This is a genomic window from Clostridium sp. SM-530-WT-3G, from assembly GCF_012843905.1.
In the GTDB taxonomy this organism is placed as follows: Bacteria; Bacillota; Clostridia; order Clostridiales; family Clostridiaceae; genus Clostridium.
In genome coordinates this window covers 34377-49420 of record NZ_JABAGC010000022.1, presented here as the reverse complement: position 1 = coordinate 49420, position 15044 = coordinate 34377, and the positions used below count along the sequence as shown (strand labels likewise).

The 15044-nt window shown below is 26.5% G+C and carries 11 protein-coding genes and 1 pseudogene; 1 reads left to right on the top strand and 11 read right to left on the bottom strand.

Going from position 1 to position 15044, the window contains the following annotated elements:
• The 3 genes and pseudogenes from HF850_RS09365 to galU form a co-directional block, all read right to left on the bottom strand.
• Window positions 1-90 (bottom strand): annotated as a pseudogene (locus HF850_RS09365) (IS607 family transposase); the annotation flags it as partial.
• A gap of 141 nt (window positions 91-231) precedes the next feature.
• On the bottom strand, window positions 232-1281 hold the full coding sequence (locus HF850_RS09360) for a diguanylate cyclase (RefSeq protein WP_169105175.1): 1050 nt from the start codon (window positions 1279-1281) through the stop codon (window positions 232-234).
• Window positions 1282-1800: 519 nt separating this feature from the next.
• Window positions 1801-2682 (bottom strand): UTP--glucose-1-phosphate uridylyltransferase GalU, encoded by an 882-nt coding sequence (gene galU, locus HF850_RS09355; protein ID WP_169105174.1) that lies wholly within the window; start codon window positions 2680-2682, stop codon window positions 1801-1803.
• 351 nt (window positions 2683-3033) lie between these two features.
• Here galU and brnQ point away from each other — a divergent pair, with 351 nt between their 5' ends.
• Window positions 3034-4317: a branched-chain amino acid transport system II carrier protein gene (brnQ, locus tag HF850_RS09350; RefSeq protein ID WP_169105173.1), complete on the top strand. Its 1284-nt coding sequence runs from the start codon at window positions 3034-3036 to the stop codon at window positions 4315-4317.
• Between the two features lie 45 nt (window positions 4318-4362).
• On the opposite strand, the gene HF850_RS09345 is transcribed toward brnQ, so the two are convergent.
• From HF850_RS09345 to HF850_RS09310, 8 genes are all read right to left on the bottom strand, one after another.
• On the bottom strand, window positions 4363-5490 hold the full coding sequence (locus HF850_RS09345; RefSeq protein ID WP_169105172.1) for a Gfo/Idh/MocA family oxidoreductase: 1128 nt from the start codon (window positions 5488-5490) through the stop codon (window positions 4363-4365).
• A gap of 115 nt (window positions 5491-5605) precedes the next feature.
• Window positions 5606-6211 (bottom strand): sugar transferase, encoded by a 606-nt coding sequence (locus tag HF850_RS09340; RefSeq protein WP_169105171.1) that lies wholly within the window; start codon window positions 6209-6211, stop codon window positions 5606-5608.
• Between the two features lie 52 nt (window positions 6212-6263).
• Window positions 6264-7514, bottom strand: coding sequence for a glycosyltransferase (locus HF850_RS09335; protein WP_169105170.1), 1251 nt, complete (start codon window positions 7512-7514; stop codon window positions 6264-6266).
• Window positions 7515-7932: 418 nt separating this feature from the next.
• Window positions 7933-9375 carry an O-antigen ligase family protein gene (locus HF850_RS09330; protein WP_169105169.1) on the bottom strand — a complete coding sequence of 481 codons (1443 nt, stop codon included), beginning with the start codon at window positions 9373-9375 and terminating at the stop codon, window positions 7933-7935.
• Window positions 9376-9384: 9 nt separating this feature from the next.
• Window positions 9385-10266, bottom strand: a complete 882-nt coding sequence (locus tag HF850_RS09325; RefSeq protein WP_169105168.1) for a LicD family protein — start codon at window positions 10264-10266, stop codon at window positions 9385-9387.
• Window positions 10267-10510: 244 nt separating this feature from the next.
• Window positions 10511-12454 (bottom strand): MBL fold metallo-hydrolase, encoded by a 1944-nt coding sequence (locus tag HF850_RS09320; RefSeq protein ID WP_169105167.1) that lies wholly within the window; start codon window positions 12452-12454, stop codon window positions 10511-10513.
• An 18-nt stretch (window positions 12455-12472) separates the two neighbouring features.
• Complete coding sequence (locus HF850_RS09315; protein WP_169105166.1) at window positions 12473-13459, bottom strand: glycosyltransferase; 987 nt, start codon at window positions 13457-13459, stop codon at window positions 12473-12475.
• 106 nt (window positions 13460-13565) lie between these two features.
• On the bottom strand, window positions 13566-15035 hold the full coding sequence (locus tag HF850_RS09310; RefSeq protein WP_169105165.1) for an oligosaccharide flippase family protein: 1470 nt from the start codon (window positions 15033-15035) through the stop codon (window positions 13566-13568).
• Window positions 15036-15044: the final 9 nt, after the last annotated feature.

The following is a 15044-nucleotide window of genomic DNA, read 5'->3' as shown; positions in this document are numbered from 1 at the left end:
CTTTAATATATTTTTCTTGTCCCAGTTCCTAAGAGTTTGAATAGTCTTTCCTATTCTGTTTGCAAATTCTCCTATTGAGTAATATTTCACAACTTATCACCTCAATAAGATTATATCATAAATAGAAATATATTTTTATATATTTTTATAGATTATTTTTAACAGTTAAAAGCCCCCTTTATATAAAAAAAGCATTCTTACTTTTATAATAAGCTTGCTTTTAAAAATGGTTTATTTTTTATACACATGATTACAACTTATAGTATTCTTTCCGTTCTTCTTAGACATATATAATAAATCGTCAGCGCATTTTATCAAACTACTTATATCTTGTCCATCAGCAGGAAAAAATGCAATTCCAAAACTGCCTGTAATGTTAATTGAATTATTATTATTAACTATACAAGTTTCTTCTAATTCTCTTCTTATCTTTTCTATATTATTATATACATCCTCTTTATAATTATAATTATTAATACATATTATTATTTCTTCTCCACCATATCTAGCAACAATATCTTTTTTACTAATATTTCTCAAAATAACATTAGTAAAAGTCTTCAAAACTTTATCTCCAAACTGATGACCATAAGTATCATTAACTTTTTTAAAGTCATCAATATCTATCATTATTATTGCAAATTTTTCTGAATTTTTTTTATTAATTTTCTTTTCTAAACTGTTAAAAAAATACTTTCTATTATATATGTCAAGTAATGGATCATACATTGTCATCTTTTTAAGCTGCTTATACAAAGAAGCATTTTCTATGGATATAGCAACCTGATTTGCTATAGACCTTAAAAATAACATTGAATCATCTGTAAGCGAATTATATACTTCATGTTCAACTAAAATATATCCTAATGGCTTTTCTCTTAATTTAATAGGCATACCAAGAATACAATGTATATCATTTTTTGAACTGCCTTCAAATTTAATAGCTTCTTTTTCATTAATCAAGAAATCTTTATAATGCATTATATTATATCTTTCTATATCAGTCAGATTTATATTTTCTATATTCTTATTTGTTGACTTTATTTTTATTTTATTATTTTCAACAATAAATATAGTAGAATATGATACTCCTAATATCCCTATAATCATATCATTAATCATATCTATTAAATTTTCACTTCTAAAATATATATTAATATAATTACTTATCTCTACTATATTATATAAAGAATCAACCTTTTTCTCTAAGATTCTATTTTCATTACTAATATCTATATATCTCTTTTTTATATTATTATAAAGACTCTTGTACCGTTCCATATATTATCCACTTCCATTTAACAACTATTACTTATATTGAAATTATACGTTATTTTTCCCTATTTTTCCACCCAGATATTCATTTTTATATGAAAAATTATTATTTTTTACTAAAATAGGTTATTTTTATAAAAATTAACGGAGTATTTATATTTATAATCTGGAGATACTAGTCTAATAAAAATCAAAGGAGAATATAATATGAATATCTTTAAAGCAATTCTAAGCTGTTTAGTTTTTTTACTTTTCTCTATTTTATTTTTAAAATTTGGCTGGTATATTTTAAATATTATTTTGATAATATCACTTTTTATTTTAAGCATAGAATTCTTTTACCTTAAATTCTACAATAATTAATTTAAGTGAACCTACAGCAAAAAACTCTAGGAATATAGTAAATACATGCTATAAAGCACTTTATATTTCCCAGAGTTTTACCTAAAATTTATTATATTTTTTTAATATAGAGTTATACATATTAAGTATTAACCCAATATTATTTATTAATATGACTAAAAATTAATCTTTTTTATATACATCCCATGGTCTAGTATTTAAGTACTGTATAAAACCATCTCTAAGTTCTTCTTTCTTTAAAGCAAATTCAACATTAGCCTCTAAAAATCCAAGCTTATCACCTACATCATATCTCTTTCCATCGAAATTATATGCATACATTGCTTCTTTACTTATTAAAGTTTTAAGAGCATCTGTAAGCTGGATTTCGCCATTCTTACCTGGTACAGTATTCTCCAATATATTAAATATTTCTGGAGTTATAATATATCTTCCTAAAATTGCAATACTGCTTGGAGCTTCTTCAATAGATGGCTTTTCAACAAGATCTCTTACCTTGTATACTCTATCCTCAATATGGATACCATTTATTATTCCATATTTAGATACACTCTCTTCTGGTACCTTCTGTACACCCAGTATTGTAGTTTTATACTCATTAAAACAATCAAGAAGCTGTTTTAAACATGGCTTTTTACTATCAACTACATCATCACCTAATAGTACTGCAAATGGTTCATTTCCTACAAAAGTTTTAGCACAATGAATTGCATGCCCTAATCCTTTTGGCTCCTTTTGTCTTATATAATGGATATCAATCATATCAGAAATATTCTTAACTATCTCTAATAATTCTTTTTTGCCACTTTTCTCAAGTTCTAATTCTAATTCTATTGATTTATCAAAGTGATCTTCTATACACTTTTTATTTCTTCCATTAATAATAAGAATTTCTTCAATTCCAGAGGCAACTGCTTCTTCAATAATATATTGAATAGTTGGCTTGTCAACAATTGGAAGCATTTCTTTGGGTTGAGCTTTTGTTGCTGGCAAAAATCTAGTTCCAAGCCCTGCTGCTGGTATAATAGCCTTTTTTACTTTCATTTTTATCGTCCTCTCATTAGAGATTTTAATCCTTTTCATCATTATGTTATCACTTTTGTACTACCAAATCAATTCACTTGAACATATCCCCTAGTATTCCTTCTACATTATTCCTATTTGAAATAATGAACTACTTAACTATATAAATTTACAAATAATTCACACAAATATAATATTCAATACATAATATTTAATTTTTTTGATGTTTTGTTAACGCTATCGTCTCTTTTTGTATTTTTTTGTTGATAAATTAATAATTAAGTGTTAAGATTAGTACATAATTATTTAGGTATTGAAAAAAGAATCAATTTATGAGAATAGTATATAAATTAAATTTAGGAGAAACACGTTATGAGAAAAAATTCAAAAGATATTTTAATAATAGGTTTTGCACTATTTGCTATGTTCTTTGGTGCAGGTAATTTAATATTCCCTCCATTTTTGGGAAATGCTATAGGAAGTCAATATATAATTGCAAGTATAGGATTTATATGTACAGGGGTAGGTCTACCACTACTTTCCATAATTGCTGTAAGTAAAGGTGAGGGAACATTTGAAGCAATGGCCTCAAGAATAGGTGTTAAATTCGCTATTGTTCTAAATACTATTTTATTTATTGCTATAGGACCAATGCTTGCTATTCCAAGAACAGCAGCAACTACGTATGAATTAGCTATATCACCTAATTTCCCTAAAATACCAGCAATTGTATTTATGGTGATATATTTTGCAATAAACTTAATTTTTGTATTAAAAAAATCATCAATTGTAGATACAATAGGTACATACCTTACACCATTATTATTAATTCTTCTTGCAGTAATAATAATCAAAGGTATAATATTTCCAATTGGTAATGTAGTAGATACTGGTGCAGTTAATGTATTTGCTACATCATTTACTGAAGGATATCAAACAATGGATGCACTTGGTGGTCTGTTATTTGCTACTATGATTTCTTCAAGTATCTTGGCAAAAGGTTATTCAAAAAAAGAAGTTATACCTATGACATTAAAGTCAGGATTAGTTGCTACAATAGGTTTAGCATTTGTTTATGGTGGATTAATGTATTTAGGTGCTCAAACAACTGGCGTTTTTACAGGAGAACTTACTAAATCAAATCTGTTATTATTTATTTCACATAGTGTTTTAGGAAATATGGGTCCTATAATCATTGGATTAGCAATGGCTCTTGCATGCTTAAGTACATCAATAGGATTATTATCTGCTGGAGCATCTTTTTTTGAAACACTTACAAAAGGAAAGTTATCATATAACTTTAATGCAATAGTAATTTCATTAATAAGTATTGTAATTGGATCACTTGGTGTAGATAAAATAGTTGGTATTTCAGCTCCTGTATTAAGTATCCTATATCCTGTTGCTATTACATTAATATTCACTACATTATTTAATAAAATCATAACTAATGATAAAGCAGTAAGACTAGCCGTTTACGTTTCACTAATATTTGGTATATTAGAAATAATACCTATCATAAATCTTTCATTTATTCCTTTAGGAAGTGCAGGATTTGCATGGTTATTACCAACAATTGTTGCTCTATTAATAGGATATATAATTTTTCCAATGAAGAAAAATCCACATATAAAATCATCAGCATTAGAAGATTAAACAAAAATAAACCTGAGTTTTCTCAGGTTTATTTTTGTTTAAAAATTAATTATTTTCCTTATTTCTAAATTCAATTCTTCCACGGAATTGTTCTTCCATATCAGTTGTCTTAAATTCAGTAAATGGGAATTGTACAGGCATTCCAGTCTTTCTTGATTTATAAGCTGCAAGGATTATAGACATAGCCTTCTTACCTTCTTCACCACTAACTAATGGCTCTCTATCTTCATTTATAGCATCTATTAAATCTTTAAATAATGGAGTATGACCTTCTCCATAAACATTTTCGATTTTAACATTTACTTCTTCTTTTATAGCTTCTTCATCATCGCCTTCAAATCTCCAAGTTTCTAACTCATTATTTGCAAGACCACCTATACATACAGCACCATTTTGACCAAAGATACTTAATGTTTCTTCTAAATTTTTAGGATATACGCATGCAGAACCTTCTACAATACCAATAGCTCCATTTTTAAATCTTATAATTATAGCACCAAAATCTTCTGCTTCTATATCTCTTAAAAATGTATCACATTCTGCATAAACTCTTTCAATTTCTCCACCCATCATCCATTGAAGCAAATCGATATTATGTATACATTGATTCATTAAAGTACCACCATCTAAAGCCCATGTACCTCTCCAAGGTGCTTGGTCATAGTAGCCCATATTTCGGTTCCATAAGATTCTAGCAGTACCATTTACTAATTTACCAAACTTTCCTGCTTCCATTGCTTTTCTTAATTTTTGTATAGGCTTATTAAATCTATTTTGATGACATACACAAAGTTTAACATTGTTTTCTTTAGCTACTCTTATCATTTCATTTGCATCATCAATTGACATAGCCATTGGTTTTTCAACTAATGCACTTGCCCCTTTATTCATGCAGTATATAGCTATTTCAGCATGATATCCACTTTCAGTTGCTATAGTAACAACATCAATATCTTCTTTCTCCATCATTTCTTTATAATCAGTATATACATGAACTGAATCTGCAGATACACCTGTCTTTTCTATATACTCACTTTTCTTAGCTTCTGCTTTCTCTAAAACAACATCACAAGTTGCAACTAATTCTGCTTCTTCTATATTCTTTGATAAAGCTTCAACATGTTTATAAGATATTCTTCCACAGCCAATTATGGCAAATCTTAATTTTTTCATTATTTCTCAACCTTCTTTATATAATATTAAAATCTACTTCTTTAAAATTATACACATATTTTATAATGCAAACAAATATTATGCACAATATTAATATTATCTGTTAATTATTTTTCTACAGACATTTTATAATTGTTTCTATTATTATGTATATATCATAGAATACATTACTCTTCTTTATATATTCCATATTTAGTGCAAGTTTATCAGGCATTATAGTATTAATGTAAAATTCATCTGGATTCTCTGCCTTACCTAAAAGTTCATTTTCATCTCTATATCTTATAGAAGCTAAATCAGTTATCCCTGGTTTTACACTTAATACTTTTCTCTGCTCTTCTGTATACATCGCTACGTATCTTGGTACTTCTGGTCTTGGTCCTACAAGACTCATATCTCCCTTAAAAACATTAAAAAGTTGTGGAAGTTCATCTAACTTATATTTTCTTAAGAAACCTCCCACTTTAGTAATTCTATTATCAGCTCCAACAGTAATTTGTCTTCCAAGCTTTTCAGCATTAACTACCATTGTTCTAAATTTAAGTATCTCAAATTCCTTACCATCTTTCCCAACTCTAACCTGCTTAAAAAATACTGGACCATCTGAACCAGTTTTAATTCTCAATGCAATTATTAAAAGTAGAGGACTTAAAACTATTATTCCAATTCCTGAAGCTACTATATCAAATAGCCTTTTTATTATTCTATTAACAATATTCATCTCTTCTCTCCTTTTTATACAGGAAACTATATATACTAGATATATAACTCATCTATTTAATATCACTAGTAAACTTTTTAAAATTATTTTCTCCAAAAAAGTGTTCCTGCCAAAATTCACGGCATCTTTTTCTGTAAGCAAGTTCTTCATCCTTACTCATTAATGCCATCTTTTTGATTCTATTACTTAAATCTTCTGGCTTAAAATCTACATCTAAAAGCATACCAGTTTTATTTTCTATTACTATTTCTGATGTACCACCAACATCTGTAGCTATTATAGGAATTCCAAAAGAACATGCCTCCATTATGCTTACTGGAAGACCTTCAGAACTACTTGTATTAACAAATAAATTTATAGATTCATTCTTATAATAATTCATAAGTTCTACATTCTTTACATTACCTTTAAAGTCAACATTTATATTAGTAAGATTTTCTTGTGCATAAGTTTTAATTTCATCTAAACCAGCACCATCTCCAAAATGAATCCATTTAATCTTTAACTCTGGATCATCATTTAATAATTTTAATGACTTAGCTAATAAATCCACACGTTTAACTGGAGACACATGACAACAGCTTGCTATTGTATACTCTTTGTTATCCTTTAATTCTGCAATCCCATGATCCTTAGTCCCTAGATATGATGTTTTAATTTTATTAGAATACTTCGGATATAATTTCTTTAAATATCTACTACCATCGTCAGAACATGGATATACAGAATCAATATTCTCTAATATATAATATCTAAGTGGTATGTAGTTCATAGAATTTTTATCTGCATATAAATCATATCTATGAGCTCTGCTTACTGTTTTTTTTCTTTTGTTATTATACAACTTGTTTAATTTTATTGCAGCTAAAGCTGTATCATATAGCCAATAACTATAAAAAGTTATGTTTTCATATGATGATATATCTGTTTTCTTCAAAATATTCATACATTCATCATATACACTTAAGCCTTTAGCAATAAAATACTCTAAATAAACTCTCTTTTTTAATGACCCTTTTACATCATATTTTTCATCCTTTGATATGTACTCTTTATCTTGCCCTGTACAAAATAGTTTAATAGAATTCTTAATTATCTTCTTCTTTATAAAAGAAGATTTTATTCTATGTACTTCAAAATTTTCTGGTACTTTTCTAGTCATAACTGCATTATCAGCTGTACTAGTAGCTATCAATATCACTTTATCAAAAGCATTTGATAATTCTTTTATTTCATCTTCTATGAATTCTTCTCCTTTGTCAAAAGGATATACTTTAGTTAAAAGCACTAAACAATTTCCCATTTAAATCACCTCTGTCAATATTATGAGAATACCATAGACTATTAGCTATTTCAATAATTAATTCCTTTCATATCATTATTTAAGATTTATTATATATTGGAAATATAATTAAATTATTCAATTTCCAAAAATGAAATAAATCAAAAACATTTTTATTCTTAAATTAGTTCATCTCCAGTATTGATATTTCTTTATTATAATTAACAATATTAATAATATAAACACTACTGTTCTTAAATATTCAGTTCTAATATGAACATACTTATACCCCTATAGATTATAGAAAAATATTATTTTAATAAAAGCAAAATAAAAAGTGTAGCAATAATTAGTTATTCTACACTTTTTATCATACATATGTGTTACTTATTATATTTTAATATTAATATTTGTTTAAATATAATATATGTGTTAAAAATTATCTATTCTTATATACTTGTATTGTAGAAATTGATAATGCTATTAATAACCAATATGAAAATACATATGTTATTGAACTTGGTCCAAAGCTTGCTGGTGCAAATATCATTAAACCTGCAAATGATGCAAAGCACGCAACACTTTTATTTTTAATAGCTAAAATTAAATTCTGAATAGATAAATATAAGTAATAAACTCCATAAAGTAATATTCCAAACACTCCAAAGTCCCCAAGTATCTCCATAGCATAACAATGTGGACTATATATATTACCTGTATTTCCTTGATCTTTTATAAATTGCTCTACATTACCTACACCATAACCTTGATATCTATGTCCTTTAATAACTCCATTATAAACATCCTGAATTATAGTAAATCTTACATTAAGAGATCCTTCTCCACCAACTGTAATTTGTTGTTCTTCTAAAGTATTCATTTTATCTACTAATCCATTTTGAGTTACTGTTTGGCCTTCAACTGGTTTTACATTCATTATAAGATGACTGTACTTATATGATAAAACTAAGCATACAGCTAAAATAACAGGAAATACAAGATTCTTAACTCCAATTCTTTTCACACTACATACAGAATATATACAATAAATCACAACTCCAACAGCAGCTGCTATAAATCCTGTTCTTGATGTAGTAGTTCCTATTAAAACAAATGATATACATGAAACAACAGTAAACCATACTTTTCCTATTATGCTTTCAATCTTATATATTGCATAATAACAGAAAGGCATTAATATAGCTAAAGTAGCTGCAAGATTATTAGGATTAAATGAAAATACTATAGGTCTTGCATTTATTTGATTTTGGTCCTTCTGAGGCAGATATTCCATAAAAGCATCAGCATAATGTTTTATAGGTAATTGCTTTCCTAATAAAACTTCTATAAATCCAATTATTGTAATAAGCGAAATCAAAAATAATACAATCTTAAATGTCTTTTGCATTCTTTCTTTTGAAATATTGTATATCATAATATTTCCTATAAATGCAAACATCATTAAATATATTGCAATATATTTAATAGAAAGTGATTTACTTAAACACCAAGTTATACTTAAGCACATATAAATAAACCATATTATATATATTACAATTATCTTTTTATCTAGCTTCTCAAATATAGTTCTATCTTTTATAAGCTTATATATTGATAGTAATGAGAATATTCCAAGTACTATATGAAACATATATGCACTAGAAACCCTTGGGACATATAATGCATAATCATAAAAACTTGCTACTAAAAGTACCATGTATAAAGTATCATATATCTCATTATCTACAAAATATGAACCTGCTAATAATGTTAGTATAAACATAACAGGAATTATATAATTACCATTAAATACGCCCATTATAATAGCTAAAATAGATATTAATAATAATACTTTAATCTTGTTGTTAATTTGACTAGTCATAATTACTCCTTAATTTATATTAATATTTTTTAATTTTTTTAGCTCTTTTGCATGCCAAACTCTATCTTCTTCTTTAGGAAGAGTCATATAATCTCCATATAACCTTGACAGAATAGCATCATAATTTTTAGGTGCACAAAATCTTTCACCTTCAAATTCTAATCTTACTAAATCGAAATAATCCTCCTTTTTATGAATATATTCACTCCAGGCAGTATCTACTCCATATGTAATATATGGTGAGTTAATATCATTCCATTTTATTAAGAAATCAAAGAATTTTAATCTATTTTTAGTTTTAAATATACTTGTTATAACTCTATAAATTGTAAAAGTTATTTTATTCTTAAAGGAAAGTTTTTCAGGTTTATCTCTAAGTCTTACATAGCTTCTTAAAATGAATTCACTTATTTTTCTTTGTACCTTGTAAACAGTCTTAGATTTTGGTAGACTGTCAAATGGAAATACATCAACAAATAATCCATTATTCATTTTTTCATTTTTAGGTACATGTTCTTCAAATATCAATGTTCTACTATCCCTGACTTTAGAAGGTGTTTGATAAATATCATAATACTTATCAGTTTCAAAAGTCTGAAGGAACAAATAATCTGGAAGCTCTTTTTGGGCTATTTCTAAAAACTTTCTGTAATCTTCTCTAGGCATTCCAATATCTACATCATCATCCCATGGAATAAATCCTTTATGCCTTACTGCTCCTAGTAATGTTCCTGCATCTAAGAAATATCTTAAATTATGTTTAGTACATATTCTATCTATTTCCTTAAGAATATTAACCATAATCATCTGAGCATCTTTTAATGTTAAATTTTCATACTTTTCTTCCTGTACAAAGCCTTTAAAATCTGGCACATTTGAAAAATTGTCCATATCTATTCCTTTCTAATTTCCGCTAAATATATTGTCTTCATTTTTTATAAATATATTAGTTTATTAGCTTCTATTTTTTTACACTTTTAATTATAAATTCCATGATTTAAATTCATAATTAAAAGTACCAACATATTTTAATATATAACAATTGTACATAACACTTCAACAATTATTTCTTATTTGTTACATATTTCATATATTGATACTTATATTTTATTTATTCATAAATATTAATAATTTATTATTCTTCTGATGATGATTTACTTACAATAGTCCAGTTATCCTTAGTAGCATATAATGACACTCCATTATCTTCACTAGTTTCATATTTATCAACTCCACACACTGCAAATGTATCATTAATATTTTGTGCATTACTTCTATCTATAGCATCTTTAGTTCTAGATATAACTCCTACTTCAGGTTGTACATAACTTATAAAAATATAAGAAGACGAACTATCATTTCCATGGTGTGGAACTTTCAATACATCTACTGGTTTACCATGCATTTCCTTTCTATTGACAAAATCAATCTCTGCATTCCATTCAATATCAGCAGTAAACAATGCTTGTAAATCTTCATAGTCTAAATAAACTATTGCTGAATTATTATTATATGCAGCATATTTAGCATATCCATGTTGATTAGTCATTTGTGTAAAGTCCACATTATTGTTTTTAAATTGTAATATTTTATTAGAATCTATATAAGATTCTGGTACTATTTCTGTCACCTTAACGTTACTATTTTTTAATGCTTCAATTGTATCATTGTAAATCTTATAATCATACTCCATAATCTTCTTATCAGCTAAGTCTTTTTCGCTTGTTCCTGTAACTGTTGAAGAATAATCAACCAATTTAAAATTCTTAGGTATAAACACTTGTCCTACTGTATAATTTTTCAATAATTCAATCATACCACCAATATGGTCTGAATGTGGATGAGTTAAAACGACATAGTCGATAACTCCTCTTTTACCAACCTCATCATCTAAAGTCTTGTCCTGTTTTTGCGATTTATTTATATAATCAGCTAAGGATTCTTCTTCATTTATATGTAAGTTATCTGGAACAACATCTGTTAATTGAACCTCATTATCATTATTATTTACCAAATCAGTTCTCTTAAATAATGATGTCTTTAAATTTTGACTTTTTAAGAAGTTTAATAATGTTTCTGTAGTTGAAACATCTCCTGTATCTATTAATACAGTTTCACCACTTGGCAATTTTATAAATGTACAGTCTGCATCTCCTACACTTAAAAATTCAATATATAATAAATCTTCTGATTTATCTGAAACATCATTTAATTTCCCACTATTACTAAAGTTATATATCTTTCCATCTAGATAAAGATCCCCTTCAGCTAAACTTCCATCTGATTTAACATAGTATTTATTCTTTTTAGTATCAACCCATTTATCTCTTACCATTACTCCATCTTCATCGGAATAATACATTTTTCCATTATTTATATACATTCCTTTTTGAAGCCTTCCTTCAGCATCGAAGAAATAAAATTTATTATCTAATGAAACTTTTCCAGTTAACATCTTTCCATACTGGTCAAAGTAATATTTTTCTCTATCTATTTCATTCCAGCCTGTTAACATTACACCATCATCATCGGTATAATACTTACCACTATCAAGGTCTATCCATCCGTGCTGAAGAATTCCTTCACTATTAAAATAGTACCAATTACCACCGATTTCTTTCCATCCTGTAGCTACTGAATGATCATCATTTAAATAGTACTCATCTTTATTATTTTTCTTTCTTACTACGTCACTTTCTTTAAACCATCCTGTTTTATTTATGATTTCATTATCAAGAACGTAATACTTTTTACCATTAATTACATTCCAACCATCTTCCATTCTTTCTTCTTGAACTTCTTCATCAGGTTTCTCATTTTCATCATTAACATCTTCATGATCTTTATTTTCTTTATTATTGCCAGTATCATTTTTGATGTTATCTTTATCATTTTGTTTCTTATCATCTTTTTTATCTTCTAACTCAACATTATTAGTCTTTTCACTACTCTCTGACTTTACCAACACCGTATCCTTTTCTGGAATACCTGATGCATATACTGACAGTGGTACACTAGACCACAACATAAGGGCACTCACAGAAAGTACCAAATACTTTTGTATTTTCTTTAATATCATATTATACTTCCTCTCCTATCAACCATTTAATTTATTTATTATAAAATTATATAAATTAGGATTTATCTTAAATATTGTAAATAATGCAACCCATTTTGTTTCTTTCCCTTTTGCTCCTAAATACATTGAATATGCTTCTTTAGCTCTTCTATCAATCATATCTAGGGTTTCTTTATCATCTTTTAGATTTTTATGACATTCAAAATAGAGATTAATAACTTTAAAGAAATACCACTTTAATGTTTTTGCATATAAATCATCATTATTAATTTTACTCATGTATTTTATTTTTTCATCAAACACATCTAATATATTAAGTCTTTTCTTATTAAATGCTGCATTAGTAATACTATTTGGTGTTTGTCTGTAATAGTAATATTTTTGATTTGTATATACTATCTTTTTAGCATTAAATATTAATTTATATGTAGTTCCTTCATCTTCATGAATCTTTCCATTAGGATATCTTATTTCCTTAAATAAGGAAGTTTTATATAGTTTGTTCCATGCAACAACTGTAGATACATACATATCATTATATAAGTTATTTAATCCTTCTATGTTAGTAAAAGTTTTTATAACTTCCTCTTCAGGTTGAATTTTTATATCTTCATAAGGTGCATTTATAAATTCACATTGAGCTATATCAGCATTGTAGTTTTCTATTAAATAAACTAACTTTTCATACATTTCACTTTGAATCCAGTCATCACTATCAACAAATCCTATATATTCACCCTTTGCAATGTCTATTCCAGCATTTCTCGCTGAACTTAATCCACCATTTTCTTTATGTATTACAATTATTCTATTATCTTTTTGAGCATACTCATCGCATATCTTTCCGCAGTTATCTTTTGCACCATCATCAACTAAAATCAATTCAAAGTTTTTATAAGTCTGATTTAATATACTCTCAATACACTTAGGTAAATATTTTTCTACATTATATATTGGCACTACTATACTAATTAACTTATGTTGACTTGCTCTTTCTTTGTCCATATTATTTATCTCCTATTTATCCTGTGAAATCACAATTTTCATTATATCCAAATTATGAAAAATTCACAATGAATAATACATATTATTCATTGTAAATTAAGATTATTTATGATTTTTTTAATTTTAATTTTATTAGCATCTTATCTACTAATTCTAAGAACATTTTATCTTTAGTAAAGAATAGTATACCTAAATATAACAACCCACATGCAGCCATTATACATATACATGATAAATAAATATTATCTATTGCTTTGTCAATTACATATGCAACTGGAATAAATAATAATGAATAATATAAATACTTCATATTATCAAAAGAAAACATCTTTACGTTAAGTTTCATTTCTTTTTTGACAAATATATACTCTAAGCATAATAGTATTAAATTAGCTACAAATGTAGTTGAAATTGCAGTAACTGCATTAAGTCTTCCTATAAATATAAGTATAATATTTAAGACTACATTTATAATACCACCTATTAATACTAAATAAACGTCATCCTTTTCACGCCCATTAAGGTAAATCATTTGTTGAGATATAACTGTTTCTATTCCACCTATAATCATGTAAAGTGCAAAGACAGCCATAACACTTCCGCCTAAAACAAAATCAGGTCCTCCATAAATACCCATAGCTTGTCGTGATATTGTAAATAATCCTATTGATGCTGGGAAAAGTAATAAGAAATAAATTTTTATTACTTTATTTAAAAGAGCTATATAATCTTCTTTTTTATTATTTCCCAGGTAATGTGATAATCTAGGAATAGTAACCTGTATTATTGTAAACACAAGTGTATTTATTATAGTCATTATTTTTTGAGAATTTCCATAGTATGCTAGTCCCTTAACATCAGCACCACCTGGTACATTAGTAAGCATTATTTTATCTACTTGAGTATATAAAACACCTATATTAGATAAAATAACCACAAAAAACATTGGCTTAATATGTTTAAGAATCTGCAAATCTGAAAAGTCAAATTTAACACTTTTTCGTACATATATATAACTTGCAATATTATTTATGAAATTAAATGCTACAACTATGTATATATAAAGATTAAACTTTTCTGTCTCTGTTATAAGAGCAATTATTAAAATAGAATATACTATTCTTATTATTATTGTCTTTACAGTTATAAAACTGTAATTCTCTAATGCTTCATTTATCCATTCTACATAGAATGTATTAGAAAATAAATTAAACCCTAAAACTATACATGTATAATAATATTCTCTATCCTTATAGCATGTTGTCATAAAGACCAAATATATTATTGTAACAACAATATTAGTAAATACCGTAATCAAAAATAGACTTGTAAATGTCTGGCTAAGCTTTTTTTCATCACTTCTTGCCTTACTTATTTCTCTTAACCCATATTGATATATTCCAAAACTCGCAAATATTAAGAAATATGATGTATAAGATTCACCAATTGTTATGTATCCTATATTAGTAGCTCCAAGGGCTCTGTTAACAGATGATGTTACTAATATAGGCAGGATTATATTAAATAAATTTAATGCTGCTTTAAACATAGCATTCTTTGATATCGATTTATGCATTTTATCCTC